Origin of the sequence: Pseudomonas mandelii (assembly GCF_024138395.1) — a bacterium.
Taxonomy (GTDB): domain Bacteria; phylum Pseudomonadota; class Gammaproteobacteria; order Pseudomonadales; family Pseudomonadaceae; genus Aquipseudomonas; species Aquipseudomonas mandelii_E.
Window position 1 is genome coordinate 1 of the sequence record NZ_JAMYDU010000010.1, and the last position, 17,172, is coordinate 17,172.

The 17,172-nt window shown below is 59.8% G+C and carries 13 protein-coding genes; 6 read left to right on the forward strand and 7 right to left on the reverse strand.

All coding sequences use genetic code 11. The features are described from left to right. Both NHU87_RS16445 and NHU87_RS16450 read right to left on the reverse strand, forming a co-directional pair. Positions 1 to 4,584 (reverse strand): two-partner secretion domain-containing protein (locus NHU87_RS16445; RefSeq protein ID WP_253550671.1); only part of this gene is annotated, 4,584 nt, incomplete at its 3' end. 25 nt (positions 4,585 to 4,609) lie between these two features. Further along, the gene (locus tag NHU87_RS16450; RefSeq protein WP_253550674.1) at positions 4,610 to 6,316 is read right to left on the reverse strand and encodes a ShlB/FhaC/HecB family hemolysin secretion/activation protein; all 1,707 of its coding nucleotides are present in this window, start codon (positions 6,314 to 6,316) and stop codon (positions 4,610 to 4,612) included. Between the two features lie 294 nt (positions 6,317 to 6,610). Between NHU87_RS16450 and NHU87_RS16455 the strand changes: the two genes are divergently transcribed. Further along, on the forward strand, positions 6,611 to 6,886 hold the full coding sequence (locus NHU87_RS16455) for a hypothetical protein (RefSeq protein ID WP_253550677.1): 276 nt from the start codon (positions 6,611 to 6,613) through the stop codon (positions 6,884 to 6,886). 166 nt (positions 6,887 to 7,052) lie between these two features. On the opposite strand, the gene NHU87_RS16460 is transcribed toward NHU87_RS16455, so the two are convergent. Further along, on the reverse strand, positions 7,053 to 8,399 hold the full coding sequence (locus NHU87_RS16460) for a DEAD/DEAH box helicase (protein WP_253550680.1): 1,347 nt from the start codon (positions 8,397 to 8,399) through the stop codon (positions 7,053 to 7,055). 193 nt (positions 8,400 to 8,592) lie between these two features. Between NHU87_RS16460 and NHU87_RS16465 the strand changes: the two genes are divergently transcribed. Continuing rightward, positions 8,593 to 9,891, forward strand: coding sequence for a mechanosensitive ion channel family protein (locus NHU87_RS16465; RefSeq protein ID WP_253550681.1), 1,299 nt, complete (start codon positions 8,593 to 8,595; stop codon positions 9,889 to 9,891). Between the two features lie 101 nt (positions 9,892 to 9,992). On the opposite strand, the gene NHU87_RS16470 is transcribed toward NHU87_RS16465, so the two are convergent. The 3 genes from NHU87_RS16470 to NHU87_RS16480 form a co-directional block, all read right to left on the reverse strand. Next, complete coding sequence (locus NHU87_RS16470; protein WP_253550684.1) at positions 9,993 to 10,862, reverse strand: carboxylate/amino acid/amine transporter; 870 nt, start codon at positions 10,860 to 10,862, stop codon at positions 9,993 to 9,995. 337 nt (positions 10,863 to 11,199) lie between these two features. Further along, on the reverse strand, positions 11,200 to 11,799 hold the full coding sequence (locus NHU87_RS16475) for an FMN-dependent NADH-azoreductase (protein ID WP_253550687.1): 600 nt from the start codon (positions 11,797 to 11,799) through the stop codon (positions 11,200 to 11,202). A gap of 151 nt (positions 11,800 to 11,950) precedes the next feature. Further along, entirely contained in the window at positions 11,951 to 12,280 is a 330-nt protein-coding gene (locus tag NHU87_RS16480) for a 3-phosphoglycerate kinase (RefSeq protein WP_253550690.1), read from the reverse strand. A 49-nt stretch (positions 12,281 to 12,329) separates the two neighbouring features. On the opposite strand from NHU87_RS16480, the gene NHU87_RS16485 reads away from it, so the two are divergent. The 4 genes from NHU87_RS16485 (at position 12,330) to NHU87_RS16500 (ending at position 16,558) form a co-directional block, all read left to right on the forward strand. Further along, positions 12,330 to 13,253 carry a LysR family transcriptional regulator gene (locus NHU87_RS16485; RefSeq protein ID WP_030131889.1) on the forward strand — a complete coding sequence of 308 codons (924 nt, stop codon included), beginning with the start codon at positions 12,330 to 12,332 and terminating at the stop codon, positions 13,251 to 13,253. Between the two features lie 14 nt (positions 13,254 to 13,267). Then, complete coding sequence (locus NHU87_RS16490) at positions 13,268 to 14,071, forward strand: alpha/beta fold hydrolase (protein ID WP_253550693.1); 804 nt, start codon at positions 13,268 to 13,270, stop codon at positions 14,069 to 14,071. A gap of 3 nt (positions 14,072 to 14,074) precedes the next feature. Then, on the forward strand, positions 14,075 to 14,632 hold the full coding sequence (locus tag NHU87_RS16495; RefSeq protein WP_253550697.1) for a peptidylprolyl isomerase: 558 nt from the start codon (positions 14,075 to 14,077) through the stop codon (positions 14,630 to 14,632). 93 nt (positions 14,633 to 14,725) lie between these two features. Further along, positions 14,726 to 16,558 (forward strand): ABC transporter ATP-binding protein, encoded by a 1,833-nt coding sequence (locus NHU87_RS16500; RefSeq protein ID WP_253550700.1) that lies wholly within the window; start codon positions 14,726 to 14,728, stop codon positions 16,556 to 16,558. Between the two features lie 47 nt (positions 16,559 to 16,605). Here the strand turns inward: NHU87_RS16500 and NHU87_RS16505 are convergent, their stop codons facing one another. Continuing rightward, the gene (locus NHU87_RS16505; RefSeq protein ID WP_253550703.1) at positions 16,606 to 17,094 is read right to left on the reverse strand and encodes a GNAT family N-acetyltransferase; all 489 of its coding nucleotides are present in this window, start codon (positions 17,092 to 17,094) and stop codon (positions 16,606 to 16,608) included. Between the last annotated feature and the right edge of the window lie 78 nt (positions 17,095 to 17,172).

The following is a 17,172-nucleotide window of genomic DNA, read 5'->3' on the forward strand; positions in this document are numbered from 1 at the left end:
ACCACCACGGCTGTCACAGCCACCGGCGATCTGTTCGCACGGCAACTCAGTGATGGTCGCGACACTTTTTTCATGCTCGGTGTACTGCAACACATCCATGACGTTGTTAACCGTCGTGGCGGCGATCGTCAGGTCGCCGGTGCTATCAATCCCTGCGGACCTGTTGTCCAGCAGATCAGCCTTGGTCCCGTTTTTGTCCCTGGCGATGAGGAGGCTGCCCAGGCTGTAGACCTGCCCGTAGCTGTTGGTGAAGCTGGGGCTCAGGAGCTGCATGTCTGCGCCACTGAAGATCAATCCGCGGTCGTTGCGTAACGCACCTGTGCTCAACGTCAGGTTCTTGCCGGCGCCCACGGTGCCGGTGTTGTTTACGCCACCGGCCGTCAGATTCAGGTCGGCAGCCGAGGTCAGGCGACCTGCGTTAGTGAGCAGTCCCCCCACGGAAATGGTGGTGTTGCCACCACCGGCGATGCTCGATGCGGCAGTGAGGTTCAGTTGTGCAGCGCTGAGGCCAAACGTTCCCAGGCTGCTGACCCGACCATTGCCCGAGTAGGTGCCACCCAGATTCAGGCTCAGGCTGCCGTCACTGGCAATCAGGCCCTCGTTGCTCCAATTGCCGCCGTTACCGGTCAATGTGCTGACGGCCAGCAATTGACCGCTAACCGTCTGGTTGAGGCTGTTGATGTTGACGGTCAGGCGGTCGGCCTGGATCACGCTGCTGTTTGTCCAGCCGTCGGCGGTGAGGGTCAGGCCGCCACGGGTGACGAAGTTACCGCCAGCGCTGCCCAGTTGCCCGGTGGCAATGTCGAAGAGGCCGGTGCCGACGTGCAGCACGTTGCCGCCGACGTTCTGCAAGCTACCGGACGCGAGAGTCAGGTTGGTGTTGGCGGATTCCACGGCGCCATTGCGGTTATCGAACAGGCCGCCGATGGCGAACGTGGTTTTACCATTGCCACCTAGCGCGCGAAGTTGACCGGTCTGGTTATCGAGGCTGGCGGCGGAGATGGTCAGGGTGCTTTCGCTTTCGATGATGCCCTGGCGGTTGTTCAATGCGCCGCGCAGGCTCAGGTCGATCTGTTTCCCGCCGATCTGCCCGTCATTGTCGCCGCTGTTGTCGAAGTCTTTAGCGGTGACGCTGACCAGACCCTTGGCGTAAAGACCGCCATTGCGGTTGTCGAAGTTGCCGTTGGTGCCGGTGTCGACAATGGCATCGCCGGTTTGGGCGGTGATCCGCCCGCCATAGTTGTCGATGCCGGCCAGTGCCTCGAGGTCCAGGCTCTGGGCCTGAATGATCCCGCCCTGACGGTTGTTGTTCAGGTCATAGCCGTTGCGCAATACGCCGGTGATGTGGCTGTTGAAGGCGCCTTGCAAACTGGAGAGCACACCGCCACGACTGTCGAGGCTGGCGGCGGTGATGTCGAGGGTGCCGTTCTTGGCGACGATACGCCCGCTCTGGTTGTCGATGGCGCCGCCGGTTTTTACCGTCAGGTCGTCCTCGCTTTGCAGAGAGCCCTTGGCGTTGTCGAGGCTGGCGGCATTGAGTGTCAGGCCGGCGACGCTGCTGAAGATCTGACCGCCTGCGCTGTTCTGCACGGAACCACTGGCCGTGAGCGTCAACAGATCGTTGGCCCCGACAATGCCGCCATTGCGGTTATCGAGACCACCGGTCAACAGGCTCAGCAAACCCTGGCTGATCAATTTGCCGTTCTGGTTGTTGATCTGCTGCGCGCGCTGAATGACCAGTGGGCCGTTGCTCGCCACTTTGCCGTTGGTATTGGTCAGGGTGCCGAGCAGATCGAGGGTGATCGCGCCATTGCCGGCCAAGGTACCGGCACTGTTGTTCAGGTCGGTGCCGGTGAAGCTGATGTCCTGTTGCGCGTTGATGGTGGCGTTGGTGTTGTTGAGGGTTTGAGCCTGAATAGTCAGAGTGGCGCCGCTGTCGATCAAACCACCTTGGGCGTTATTCAATGCTCCGGCGATGACAACGGTTTGTGCGCCGGCACTGGAAAGAATGCCGTTGTCGCTGTTGTCGAGGCTGGCTGCTGTGACCTTCAGCGTGCCGTTACTGACCAGCGCACCGGCATTGCTGTTACGCACAGCGCCAGTAAGGTCTACCAGCACGTCACCGTCGCGGCTCGACAAGGTGCCCCTATTACGGTTGTCGAGGCTGCCGCCCAGAAGGCTCAGGCTTTGCCAGCCGGAAATCAGACCATCGAGGTTAGTGGTGGTAGCGGCGGTAAGGTCCAGTTGCTGACGGCTGAAGAGTGTGCCATCGCTGTTATCCAGATGGCGGCCCATCAGCGTGTAGCTTTGGCTGCTGGAGATTTCACCACTCTGGTTGTTCAAATCCCGCAGGTTGCGGATGCTCAGTTGCCCGGTGGTGGTGATCAGACCGTTGGCGTTGTTCAGGTCACCCATGGCGCCGCTGAAGTCGATGGCAATGGCGCTGCCCAGCAACGAGCCGCCATTCTGGTTGTTCAAACTCGCGGTGTTGATGGTCAGTTTGTCGGTGGCGTTGATCAGCCCTTGGTCCTGATTGTCGAGCGGGCCAGTAACCCGAAGCTCAAGGTTGGCGCGACTGGTCAAGGTGCCGCCGTTGTTGTTCAGGCTACCGGCCTGTACATCGACGCTTGCCGCCGCGATCAGGCCTTTGACGTTGGTCAGCGCTTGCTGCACGCGCAATGTGAGCGCTTGATTGCCGAGCAGTTTGCCGTTGCTGTTATCGAGGCTGTCGGCCGTCAGCGTGAACGCCTGGGCACTGGAAATTTCGCCGTTACGGTTGTCCACCCGCGCAAGGTTTTTCAGGACCAGCAGCGGAGCATTGATCAAACCGTTCTGGTTGTTCAACTCGCCGTGATGCAGATCCAGCGTCAGCGACGTGCCACTGGTGAGTTGCCCGCCATCGTGTTGGTCGAGGCTGCCGACGCTGGCCGTCAGGGCCTTATTGCTGGCGATCCGGCCCTTGTTGCTGTTATCGACCTTGCCGGCGCTGAGGCTCAGGCTGTCCAGGCTGGTCAGTTTGCCGCCCTGGTTGTTCACCACCCCCGTGGCGGTGACGGTCAAAGCCTGACCGGCGTTCACCAGTCCCGCTACGTTATCCAGAGTGGCCATGCGCAGCGTCGCGGCGGCCAGGCTCGAGAGTTCGCCAGTGTGGTTGTTCAGGTGGCCAAGGGTGGCGTTGAGATTGCCGGTACTGGTGATCAGGCCGTTGCTGTTGAGGACCTGATTGGCCGTGAGATTGAGGTTGCCCTTGCTCAACACCCGGCCGTTGTTTTGATTGTCCAGCGTTCCAGCGGTGATATTCGCGGTTTGCGCGGCGCTCAGCGTGCCGGTCTGGTTGCTCAGAGTCTGGCTGGTGTTGACCGTCAGGTTGCGACTGGCGATAACGCTCTTGCCGGTGTTGTTGAAGTTCTGTGCGCTCAGGCTCACATCGCCCGTGGCGTTGCGGCTGGTGTCGGCGTTGAGTCCGGCTTCGATGATGCCGTTGTTGGTCAGCACTCCGCCGGCGCTCAGGGTGATGTTGTCCCGGGCGGCGAAGGTTTGCTGGTTGGTCAGGTTGCCTTGGGTTTGCACGTTCAGCGCCGTGCCGGCATAGACTGGGCCGCGCGCATCGAGGCTGGCGGCTTTGATATTGACTGCACCTGTGGCCGACGTCTGTGCGAGGCTCAGATGTCCATTGGCATCGAGCTGGATATCCCCGCCACTGGCCGCCAGGTTGCCATCGAGTTTCACCCCGACTCCGGCTTCGGTGCCCACCAGTTTGATCGCCCCAGCGTACATACCGCCCAACGCCGAGGAATCGATGGCCAACCCCGGTTTGCCACTGCCGTCATCGGCGCGGGCGGTGGGGTTGAGGCTGTCGGCATTGACGTCGTTGCGGCCGGCGATGATGGTCAGGTTTTTCGCCTGAATCTCGGCATTGATCTTGGCGCTGCGGGTGATGATTTCGAAGCGGTCGACGTTGCTGGCGTTCAGCCCGGCACCGTCGATGGCAACGCTGCCCTGATCGACCTGGAAACGATCGAGACGCCCGTTGTCCAGCACCGGTTTGCCGGTGGTCAAGGTCACGCGCGGGGTATTGATGAAGCCGCAGCCGTTGCAGCTGATGCCATAAGGGTTGGCGACGATGACCCGCGCCGACTGCCCCGCCACTTCGGTGTAACCGCGCAACTGGCTGGGACTGCCACCGACCACTTCGTTGAGGATGGTTTGTGCGGCGACTCGGTTGGTCAGGTTGGGGTTGCCGACGATGATCCCGCCCAATTGCGTCGCGCCGGTCTGGTGGGCGACGTTGTTGAGAATCACGCCTTGGGCGCCGACGTTGTAATCGTGAAACTGGTTATGCGACAGACCGCTGCCGTTGGGCGTGGCGATCTGGACGATCGGCACCCCGTTGCCCGCCTGGCCGAGGCTGGTGCCCGGCGTAGCCACCACAATCCCGTCGGCTTGCGCCCACAGCGGTTGCCAGAACATGACGTTAGCCAACAGGAATGCCAACCCGCGCTTGGGCATGCCCCAAAAGTGCTCGCGGTTTTTGACGGCAGCAGAAGGCTGACCAGCCAGAAGGGCCAGTTGACGAACGTTCATGATTTGAATCTCGTTAAAGCAGAATTTAGAGGAAGAAATCCACGCGGAAATAGATCGGCGCTTCGCGCTCGGTCAGGGTGTCCGGGCGTTCCAGGGAATGGGCAAAGGTCACGCTCGCGGCCAGGTGCTGACCCCGGGCAAACAGCTCCACCGAGTTGCTCGACATGCGCCCGTGCTGATCGCCATTGAAGCGATCGCCACGGATCACGCCCTGGTCGTAGCCGAGGCTGGTGCCGTATTCGGCGAACACCGGGCGCAGCCATTCGAGGGTCACCGGGCGACTCCAGCGCAGGTCGTTGCGCCAGTAGCCGCCGCTGTCGCCAGACAAGGACTGGTCCTTATAGCCACGGATCGACGACTGCCCTCCAAGGCTGGTGCGCTGCGGGCTGAACAGCACATCTTCGCTGCGCTGGCCGGTCATCAGGCTGCTGAAACTGAAGGACTCGCCCCACAGCTTGAACGGTTGCAAATAACTCGCGGTGGCGGTGTATTTGCGGTAACGCGCGTCCGGCTCGCCGGGGCCCGGATCACCGTTGCCCTGAGCGTCGAACGCGCCAATGCCTTCCTGCATGCCCAGGTCGAGGTTGACGAACGCGCTGCCGACCCGACGACCGTGGTTGATGCCGAACTGTGCTTCGCTGATGCGGTTGCTGCTCAGCTTGAGTTTGCGGTCTTCGATGAAGTTGTTGGTGCGCAGGTGAGAGAGGCCGGTACTAAGGGAGGTCTTGCTCACGGCGTCGCGATGGATCACCCGCTCGACGCGTAGCTGATGGTTTTCACTGTCGCCGGTCTGCTTGAAATTGAAACCGTTGGCCTGCGCTTGCGAGCGGTATTCGCTCTGGCTGTAGGTGTAACTGAAATTCCACCAGCCCCACGGCACGCTGTAATTGAGCATCGCGTTGTTGGAGGTGTGCTGGTGATCGGTCATCGCATCGTGACCGCCGCGCAGCATCAACTGATCGGCCAGGCCGAGCGGGCTGTCCCAATCAAACGTCGTGCCCCACTGTTGTTCGCCGGTGCTGCGCTGGCCGTCATTACTGCGGGACAATCCGGCTCGCCAAGGCTTCTGCGGCGTGTTCTTGACCAACACTTCACTGCCGCCGACGTTCTTGCCCGGCGACAATTCCATCTGCGCCTGATTCGACGGCAAGCGGTTAAGCTGATCGACCATCTGCTCGATTTCCCGCAGATTGACCAGCTCACCACTCTTGCCGGGGAAAGCCATCCCCAGCTCGCGCTCCGACAGCTTGCTGCCCTCCGCGCCCTTCAACCCTTCCAGCCGGCCCTCGACCACCAGCACCTTCAAATGCCCGCCGGACAAATCCTGCTGCGGCAAATAAGCACGGCTAGTGACCAGGCCTTTCTCGATGTAGTGATCGGTGATGACTTTCAGCAGCTCGTTGAGCTGCGTGACACCCAGGCACTGACCGATGTAAGGCTTGAGCAGACGATTTTTATCGCTGTCCGAGAGACTGTCGGCGCCTTTGAGCTCAATGTCCTTGATGGGGAAACAACGGGCGTCGGCCGGGGCCGTCGGTGGCGTGGGTTTGACTTCCTTGCCGGGTAATTCCTTGAGCTCTTCGAGACGTCGACGCTGCTCTTCGAGCAAGCGATCCTGACGTTCGCGGATCAGATCGGTTTCACCGGGGGTGGGGGCAGCGTGAGCAAGATTCGGCGGAGAAAGGCACAGCAAAGCCAGGCACAACCTCGCCACGAGGGCGGGTGGGTACATGTTCGATCCCTCGAATGGAGAGTGACAGCAGAATAGTGGCGCGATATTAGATGGCCATTATTCTGGCGTCAAATAATGGATCCACGTGAGAAGTGTATTTGACGACTGATAACGGCTATATCAGCCAGTTCCGGGAGGCGTTCAGGACATTTCTTAAGCTGAGGTCGAAAAAAACCCGCAAGAGCCAGGTCATTGCTAAATGCCTACAGGACGTTGGACTGATGACGTATGAACTTTCAGCACGACGCAGCCTCAACCGAGTAACCGCTCGATACGGAACCCGAGGCCTGACCGATGAAAACCCTGCTGAAACTGACCCTCGCCGCCACCCTCGCCTGCGCCCTCCCCGTTTGGGCTTGCCCGCCCGACGAAGCCACCGCCAAGCGCGAACAATTGGCCAGGGAAGTCGCCAAGATCACTGAGCAGAACCCGGCCAAGGCCAAGGAGATCAATGATGAGTTGAAGAGGATGGATCTGAAGACGGCCAGCGCGGATTTACCGGACAAGTGCCAGTTGATCGATCAGCGTCTCAAGGAGTTGCAGTCGGCGGAGAAGAAAGCCGGGGGTTAAACGGCAAGATCAAAAGATCGCAGCCTTCGGCAGCTCCTACGCCGATCGCATGCATCCGCACGTTAACGGGTGTCCCCGCTTCCCGTAGGAGCTGCCGAAGGCTGCGATCTTTTGACGTAAAAAAACCCGGACACTGTCCGGGTTTTTATTGGATCGCCAGATCGCTTTACTCAGCAGCCGGTGCTTCGGGCTTGCGGCGCTTGAGCGGGGCCATGCCGTCCTTGCTGACCAGCGACAGGGCGTCGGTCTTCGGGCGGTTGGCGATTTTGCGCTTGGTCGGGGCCTTGGCGCCGGTTTTCTTCTTGTCGCCCTTGGCGTCGACTTTTTTCTTCTTCACGCCAACGGCTTTGCCCGAGGCCTTGACCTTTTTCGGTCCGCCGTAGGTGCCTTTGACTTCCTTGATGGTGCGGCGCTCGAAGCTCTGCTTGAGGTAGCGCTCGACGCTCGACATCAGGTTCCAGTCGCCATGGCAGATCAGCGAGATGGCCAGGCCATCGTTGCCGGCGCGGCCGGTGCGACCGATGCGGTGAACGTATTCGTCGCCGCTGCGCGGCATGTCGAAGTTGATCACCAGGTCCAGGCCTTCCACGTCCAGGCCACGGGCCGCGACGTCGGTGGCCACGAGGATCTTCACGCCGCCCTGCTTCAGACGGTCGATGGCCAGTTTGCGGTCTTTCTGGTCTTTGTCACCGTGCAGCACGAACGCTTTGTATTCCTGCGCCACCAGACGGCCGTAAATACGGTCGGCCATGGCCCGGGTGTTGGTGAACACGATGGCCTTCTGATAGGTCTCGTTGGCCAGCAGCCAGTTCACGATCTGTTCTTTGTGCTGGTTGTGGTCGGCGGTGATGATCTGCTGACGAGTGGTGGCGTTCAGATCGCTGACGTTGTTCAACTGCAAGTGTTCAGGGTTGTTCAGAACCTTGGCGACCATCTCGCGCAGGCCCGAACCGCCGGTGGTGGCGGAGAACAGCATGGTCTGCTGACGGTTAGTGCACTCGTCGACCAGACGCTGCACGTCTTCGGCGAAGCCCATGTCGAGCATGCGGTCGGCTTCGTCGAGCACCAGCACTTCGACTTCCTTGAGGTCGAGGTTGCCGGCGTTCAGTTGCTCGATCATCCGGCCCGGCGTACCGATCAGGATGTCCGGCACCTTGCGCAGCATGGCGGCCTGGACCTTGAAGTCTTCGCCGCCGGTGATCAGGCCGGACTTGATGAAGGTGAACTGAGCGAAGCGCTCGACTTCCTTGATGGTCTGCTGGGCCAGCTCACGGGTCGGCAGCAGGATCAGGGTCTTGATGCTGACGCGGACTTTAGCCGGGCCGATCAAACGGTGGAGGATCGGCAAAACGAATGCAGCGGTTTTGCCGCTACCGGTTTGCGCTGTCACCCGCAGGTCACGCCCCTGGAGCGCGAGCGGGATAGCCGCTGCTTGCACAGGCGTTGGCTCGACAAATTTAAGCTCGGCCACGGCTTTGAGCAGGCGTTCGTGCAGGGCGAATTGGGAAAACACGGGTGCTACCTCGAAGAAATACAAAAAAACAGCTGCATAGGGTAACGGTTTCGAGCGCGAAGGCCGAGTTTCTTTATACAAACGGCTGCAAACAGTGGTTTTTTTGTTGCCTGTTTTGTCTCAAAACGTCATCCGGAACGTCTTAAATGCTCTAATCGCCCCGTCGCGTCCTACAGAAGAACCGTTTTCGCCCATGGATATCAAACAGCTCTGGCTCAACGCCCAAGACCTCTGGGGTGCTCTCGAACAGCACCCGCTCCTGCATTCCACGCTCGCGCTGATGTTGCTGCTAGTAGTGGCGCTGGTGCTCGGACGAGTGGCGCGTTACCTCATTCTTCACGCGACCAAAATGCTCGGTCGCCAGCCGTCGCTGCACTGGATCACCGATTTTCGCCATAACAAAGTGTTTCATCGCCTGGCACAGATGACGCCCTCGCTGGTGATCCAGTTCGGCCTGCATCTGGTGCCGGAGTTGGGCAAGACCAGCCTGAACTTCCTCGGCAACGTAGCGCTGTCGTTCACTATTCTGTTCCTGGTGCTGGCCGTCAGCGCATTACTCAATGCTCTGCTGGACATCTATGCCCGTACCGAACACGCTCGCACCCGCTCGATCAAAGGCTACGTGCAGCTGGCGAAAATGGTGCTGTTCGTGTTTGGCGCGATCATCATCGTCGCCACGCTGATCGACCGTTCGCCGCTGTTGCTGCTGTCGGGTCTGGGCGCCATGTCGGCGGTGATTCTGTTGGTCTATAAGGACACCCTGCTGTCGTTCGTCGCCAGTGTGCAACTGACCAGCAACGACATGCTGCGGGTCGGCGACTGGATCGAGATGCCGCAAGTCGGTGCCGACGGTGACGTGGTGGACATCACCTTGCACACGGTCAAGGTGCAGAATTTCGACAAAACGATTGTGTCGATCCCGACCTGGCGCCTGATGTCCGAGTCATTCAAGAACTGGCGCGGCATGCAGCAGTCCGGCGGGCGCCGAATCAAGCGCAGCCTGTTTATCGATGCCAGCGGTGTGCGTTTCATCCGCGACGACGAAGAGCAAAAGCTGTCCCAGGTACACCTGCTGACCGACTACATGAGCCGCAAGAAAGCCGAACTCAAGGCGTGGAACGAAGCCCAGGGCAACGTCGCGGCGATGTCGGCCAACCGCCGGCGGATGACCAATATCGGCACCTTTCGCGCCTATGCGCTGGCGTACCTGAAGAGTCACCCGGAGATTCAGCCGAACATGACCTGCATGGTTCGTCAGATGCAGACCACCGCTCAAGGTATTCCGCTGGAAATCTACTGTTTCACCCGAACCACCGTTTGGGCTGATTACGAGCGGATTCAAGGGGATATTTTCGATTACCTGCTGGCGGTGTTGCCGGAGTTTGGCTTGAGCCTTTATCAGCAGCCGAGCGGTGGGGATTTGCGGTCGGGGTTACTCCCGGCGGTGTTGGGCGCCAGCCACATTCCCGAACCGGAAAAACACATCATGTAGCACCACCTCCTCATTGTAGGAGCGAGGCTTGCCCGCGAAGACGGTGTATCAGCCGACATCAATTTTGCCTGACACACCGCCTTCGCGGGCAAGCCTCGCTCCTACGAAGAGCGGATTGCGGTCGGCCTGATACCCAACCGACTAATCCACACCGCCATCAGAATCACCGACCCGCCAAACAACAACCGCCCCAGCTCTTCATGCTGATTCCAGATCAGCAAATTGATCAGCAACCCCACCGGCACATGCAGGTTGTTCATCACCGCCAGCGTCCCGCCGTTCACCAGGCACGCGCCCTTGTTCCACCAATACAAACCCAGCGCGGTCGAGACCAGGCCGAGGAACAGCAGCACGCCCCATTGCAGCGGTGCTTCGGGCAGGAAGTTCTGTTTGCCGAACAACAGAAACGCCGGCAACGCCACCGCCAACGCACCCAGGTAGAAGTAGCCGAAGCGCCGGTAATGCGGCAGATCGCTCGGATGTCGGGCCACCAGATGTTTGTAGAGCACCTGCCCGGCGGCGTAGGTGAAGTTGGCCAGTTGCAGCAGCAGGAAACCCATGAAGAAATCCGGGTTGATCCGGTCAAAGCGAATCACTGCCGCCCCGAGTACCGCCACCAATGCCGCGATCAACGCCCATGGATTGAAGCGCCGGTTCAGCGCATCTTCGATCAGGGTCACGTGCAGCGGCGTGAGAATGGTGAACAGTAACACTTCCGGCACCGTCAGTACCCGGAAGCTCAAATACAAACAAACGTAAGTCACGCCGAACTGCAACGCGCCGATCAGCAACATCCCGCGCATGAACGCCGGTTCGACCTGACGCCAGCGCGTCAGCGGAATGAACACCAGCCCCGCCAGCAGCACCCGCACCAGCACCGCGAAGTAACTGTCGACATGCCCGGCCAGGTATTCGCCAATCAAGCTGAAGGAAAACGCCTGGATCAGCGTGACAAAAAGTAGATAGCCCATGGTCGCCTCATTTCGAATGGCGGCGACGATAGCGGGTTTTGCCGGCGATCGCGAGAACACGTAGATCCCTGTAGGAGCAGAGCTTGCTCGCGAAGACGGTGGGTCAGTCGATATCTACGTTGATTGTGAAACCGTCTTCGCGAGCAAGCTTCGCTCCTACAAGTTCGTGCCAAGCCCATCAAATCGCAGGCAAAAAAAAGCCCGATCTCGCTAATGCGTTCAATCGGGCTAGAGCACTCAGGAGCAACAAGTGCAAAGGGAGGTTCGATGCGCGTACAGGCTTGAAGGGTTGCGCCAGGTCACTAGACCATCCAGCGATTATCTGGCGATTAACGTGTCAGGCGACCTGGGAAAGCTTGGCGTTGGCCTGGTTCAAGCCTTTCTCCTGGAAGTCACCGCCCAGGTTCATGCCTTCGGCGTGAATGAACGTTACGTCGTGGATGCCGATGAAGCCCATGACCTGGCGCAGGTAGGGTTCCTGGTGATCCGCGGTGCTGCCGGCGTAGATCCCGCCGCGAGCGGTCAGCACATAAGCGCGTTTGCCACTGAGCAAACCTTGCGGGCCCGTTTCGGTGTACTTGAACGTCACGCCGGCACGCAGCACGTGGTCGAGCCAGGCTTTAAGGGTGCTCGGAATGGCGAAGTTGTACATCGGCGCGGCCATCACCAATACATCGGCGGCCAACAGTTCATCAGTCAGCAGGTTGGAGCGTTCCAGCGAAGCCTGCTCGATGTCGTTGCGTTGTTCGGCAGGTTTCATCCAGCCGCCCAACAAGTTGATATCCAGGTGCGGCACCGGATTGACGGCCAGGTCACGGACGGTGATCTGGTCGGCCGGGTGTGCGGATTTCCATTGGCTGATGAAGGTCTGGGTCAGCTGGCGGGAAACCGAGTCTTGCTGACGGGCGCTGCTTTCGATGATCAGAACGCGGGACATGGGATGTAGCCTCCATCTGAGAATGCTGTAGGTCGATGGAGTGAAGGTTAAACAGAGTCATATCGATGAAAAAGCGCAAATAACTGCTATAAAGCATCGATTAATTCGTTTATAAGCGGAGCATGCCCCAACTGGGCTGCTCCGCTCGATGTCATTTCGGGGTGCAGGTCAGGTTGATACGCATCTTGATGATGGTCCGGGTGAACTTGGCGGTGGCGTTTTTGTGTTTTCCGGCGGGCACTTCGATTGTGCGGTTACGCGGCGCTTCCGGACCATTGTTGAAAACCACCTTGCAGATCGCATCGGTGCTGCCGTAGTTGTTCACCTGAATGGAGGCGATATCGGCATCTGTATCAAAGGCGTTGTAGTCGATGCTCAAGCCGTTCAATTGCTTTTTAACGTCGATCGGATAAGAAAACGCAGTCAACGGCAACATCGCCAACACTGCACAACCCGCCATAACACAACACAGTTTTTTCATTCAGCAGCCTCCAATAAGGACTGCCAGCTTAGGACAAGAGGAGCTCAACATGAAAGCGCCCCGCGTGACCCTTGATCAATGGCGAACATTGCAGGCCGTGGTCGATCACGGCGGTTTCGCCCAGGCCGCCGAAGCGCTGCACCGCTCGCAATCGTCGGTCAGCTACACCGTAGCGCGCATGCAGGACCAGCTCGGCGTGCCGCTGCTGCGCATCGACGGCCGCAAAGCGGTACTCACCGAGGCTGGCGGCGTGTTGCTGCGCCGCTCCCGGCAACTGGTGAAACAGGCCAGCCAACTGGAAGACCTGGCCCATCACATGGAGCAAGGCTGGGAAGCGGAAGTGCGGTTGGTGGTCGACGCCGCCTACCCCAGCGCCCGCCTCGTTCGCGCACTGACCGCGTTCATGCCGCAAAGCCGTGGCTGTCGGGTGCGTCTGCGCGAAGAAGTATTGTCGGGCGTGGAAGAAGTGTTGCTCGAAGGCGTGGCGGATCTGGCCATCACCGGGTTCAGTATTCCCGGGTATCTGGGCGCGGAATTGAGCGATGTCGAGTTCATCGCGGTCGCCCACCCCGAGCATCCCTTGCATCGCCTGAACCGCGAACTGAACTTCCAGGACCTGGAAAGCCAGATGCAAGTGGTGATCCGCGATTCCGGCCGTCAGCAACCGCGAGATGTCGGCTGGCTCGGCGCCGAACAGCGCTGGACCGTCGGCAGCCTGGCCACTGCGGCGACTTTCGTCAGCAGCGGCCTGGGCTTCGCCTGGCTGCCCCGGCACATGATCGAGCGCGAACTCAAGGAAGGTACGCTCAAAGTGCTACCGTTGGATCAGGGTGGCAGCCGCAACCCGAGCTTCTATCTGTATTCGAACAAGGACAAACCGTTGGGCCCGGCCACGCAGATTCTCATCGAACTGCTGCGCACCTTCGATACCGCGCCGCTGGATGCGCCCTTCGCCGCCCCTGAGCAAGCCTGACACGGAGTGAACCCATGGCTTATTTCGAACATGAAGGTTGCAACCTGCACTATGAGGAATATGGCCAAGGCACGCCGTTGCTGCTGGTTCACGGGTTGGGTTCCAGCACCCTGGATTGGGAAATGCAGATTCCGGCGCTCGCAGCCCATCATCGGGTGATCGTGGCGGATATGCGCGGCCACGGGCGCTCCGACAAACCCCGCGAGCGCTACAGCATCGCCGGGTTCAGCGCCGACCTGATAGAGCTGATCGAACACTTGAAACTCGGCCCTGTTCATTACGTGGGCTTGTCCATGGGCGGGATGATCGGTTTTCAGTTGGCCGTCGATCAGCCGCAACTGCTCAAGAGCCTGTGCATCGTTAACAGCGCACCCGAGGTCAAACTGCGCAGTCGTAACGATTACTGGCAGTGGTTCAAGCGCTGGAGCCTGATGCGCGCGCTGAGCATGGGCACCATCGGCAAGGCTCTGGGCGCCAAACTGTTTCCCAAGCCCGAACAAGCTTCGCTACGACAAAAAATAGCGGCGCGCTGGGCAAAAAACGACAAACGTGCTTATCTCGCCAGCTTCGATGCCATCGTTGGCTGGGGGGTTCAGGAACGACTTTCCAAGGTCTCCTGTCCAACCCTCATCGTCAGCGCCGACCGTGACTACACCCCGGTCGCGTTGAAAGAAACCTATGTAAAACTGCTGCCCGATGCGCGGCTGGTGGTGATCGCCGACTCGCGCCACGCCACCCCGCTGGATCAACCGGAACGTTTCAACCAAACGCTGCTCGAATTTCTCACCGCAGTCGACACCACCACTCAGGATCACTGACTTATGCTGAAAAAAATCGCCCTCGTCGCCGGCTCCGTTCTGTTCGCCGCCAACCTGATGGCCGCTACGCCCGCCAAGGCGCCGCACGTGCTGCTGGAAACCACCAACGGCCAGATCGAAATCGAACTGGACCCGGTCAAGGCGCCGATCAGTACCAAGAACTTCCTTGAGTACGTCGACAGCGGCTTCTACAACAACACGATTTTTCACCGTGTGATTCCTGGCTTTATGGTCCAGGGCGGCGGTTTCACTCAACAGATGCAGCAAAAAGAAACCAAGGCGCCGATCAAGAACGAATCCAAAAACGGCCTGCATAACGTGCGTGGCACGCTGTCCATGGCCCGTACGTCCGCCCCGGATTCGGCCACCAGCCAGTTCTTCATCAACGTCAAAGACAACGACTTCCTGGACCAGGGCGACGGCTATGCCGTGTTCGGTAAAGTCGTCAAAGGCATGGACGTCGTCGATGTCATCGTCAACTCCCAGACCACCACCAAAAGCGGCATGAAAGACGTGCCTGCCGATCCCGTGTTCATCAAGTCGGCCAAGCGCATCGACTGAGACTAAGCTGAACAGGGAGTTTTGAGCGGCCGCCGGTTCTTCCGGCGCCGCTCATATCGTTTAAAGGAGAGCCCGTGCGCGGGCGAAGAACTGATGCTTTATCGCCGTTTTGAAAAACTGATCGACATTTTCCGCGATGCACCGACGGCGGCTCCGCCGGATCGGGTCCTCCCCTTCTACACCTACTACCTGAAACAGGTCTGGCCGAGTTTCGCCGTCCTGCTGATCGTCGGCCTGTTCGGCGCGCTGATCGAAGTGGCACTGTTCAGCTACCTGAGTCGCATCATCGACCTGACCCAGGGCACACCCAACGTCGACTTCTTCAAGGTCCACGGCGTGGAATTGGCCTGGATGGCGGTGGTCGCGCTGATCCTGCGACCGCTGTTCCTCGCCTTGCATGACTTGCTGGTGCACCAGACCTTGAGCCCCAGCCTGACCAGCCTGATCCGCTGGCAAAACCACAGTTACGTGCTCAAACAGAGCCTCAATTTCTTCCAGAACGACTTCGCCGGGCGCATCGCCCAACGCATCATGCAGACCGGCAACTCGTTGCGCGATTCGGCTGTGCAAGCGGTGGACGCATTATGGCATGTGTTGATCTACGCGATCAGTTCGCTGGTGCTGTTCGCCGAAGCCGACTGGCGTCTGATGATCCCGCTGCTGACCTGGATTGCCGCCTTCATCGGCGCCCTCTACTACTTCGTGCCACGGGTCAAGGAACGCTCGGTGGTGTCGTCCGATGCGCGCTCCAAGCTCATGGGGCGGATCGTCGATGGCTACACCAACATCACCACCCTGAAGCTGTTCGCCCACACCAACTTCGAGCAGCAATACGCCCGCGAAGCGATCAAGGAACAAACCGAAAAAGCCCAGCTGGCCGGCCGGGTGGTCACCAGCATGGACGTGGCCATCACCAGCATGAACGGCCTGCTGATCGTCAGCACCACGGGCCTCGCGCTGTGGCTGTGGACGCAATCGCTGATCACGGTGGGCGCCATCGCCCTCGCCACTGGGCTGGTGATCCGCATCGTCAACATGTCTGGCTGGATCATGTGGGTGGTCACTGGCATTTTCGAAAACATCGGCATGGTTCAGGACGGTTTACAGACCATTTCCCAGCCAGTCAGCATCACCGACCGCGAGCAGGCCAAACCTTTGAATGTGGCGCGTGGCGAGGTGCGTTTCGATCACGTCGATTTCCACTACGGCAAGAAAAGCGGGATCATCGGCGACCTCAACCTGACCATCAAACCCGGCGAGAAAATCGGCCTGATCGGCCCATCCGGTGCCGGCAAATCGACGCTGGTCAATCTGCTGCTGCGCCTCTATGACGTGCAGGGCGGGCGGATTCTCATCGACGGCCAGAACATCGCCGAAGTCGGCCAGGAAAGCCTGCGCGAACGCATCGGCATGATCACCCAGGACACCTCGCTGCTGCACCGTTCGATCCGCGACAATTTGCTGTACGGCAAACCCGATGCCACCGATGCCGAACTCTGGGAGGCGGTGCACAAGGCCCGTGCCGACGAATTCATCCCGTTGCTGTCGGACTCTGAAGGCCGCACCGGTTTCGATGCTCATGTTGGTGAACGCGGGGTGAAACTCTCCGGTGGTCAGCGTCAGCGGATTGCCATCGCCCGGGTGCTGCTCAAGGACGCGCCGATCCTGATCATGGACGAAGCGACCTCGGCACTGGACTCGGAAGTCGAAGCGGCGATTCAGGAGAGCCTCGAAACCCTGATGCAGGGCAAAACCGTGATTGCCATCGCCCACCGCCTCTCGACCATCGCGCGGATGGACCGCTTGGTGGTGCTGGAAAAAGGCAAGATCGCCGAAGCCGGCAGCCACGCCGAACTGCTGGCCCATGGCGGTTTGTATGCGCGGTTATGGCAGCATCAGACCGGGGGATTTGTCGGGATCGATTGAGGCTTGCGATCAAGGCCGGCCCACACTGGATCTGGGCCGGCCGCTGGTTACAGCGTCAACACCATCTCATGCCACGCCATCCCGCCATGGTCCGACGCCGAAGGCTTGATGTAGGCAAAACCAAACCCGGCATAGAGTGGAATGTGCCGCTCTTTGCACATCAGATGGATGCTGGCCTTGTTCAGTGCGCGCATGCGCTGGATAAACTCATCCAGCAAGCGTTTCGCCAAGCCCTGCCCCTGGTAGTCCGGATGCACCACCACCGACATGATCACCACGTGCGGGCCGGCCGAGTCATGGCCGATCAACTCCTTGAACGCCTCGTCCGACATCTCCACCTCAAACGCCGCGCCGGAATTGATGAAGCCGGCTACAACCCCATCCACTTCAGCAACGATGAAGCCCTCGGGCCAAGTGGCGATGCGGGTGGCGATTTTCTCGCGGGTGGCGGCTTCATCGCCTTCGTAGGCAACGGTTTCGATGGCGTAGCAGCGGTCCAGGTCAGCGGGAGTGACGTGGCGGATGACGGTGTTCATGGCAGCTCGGAATCGGCGTGGTAAAGGTTGGGGATCATAAATCAGCATTAACACGACATCGAGAGGCGAATCGCCGAT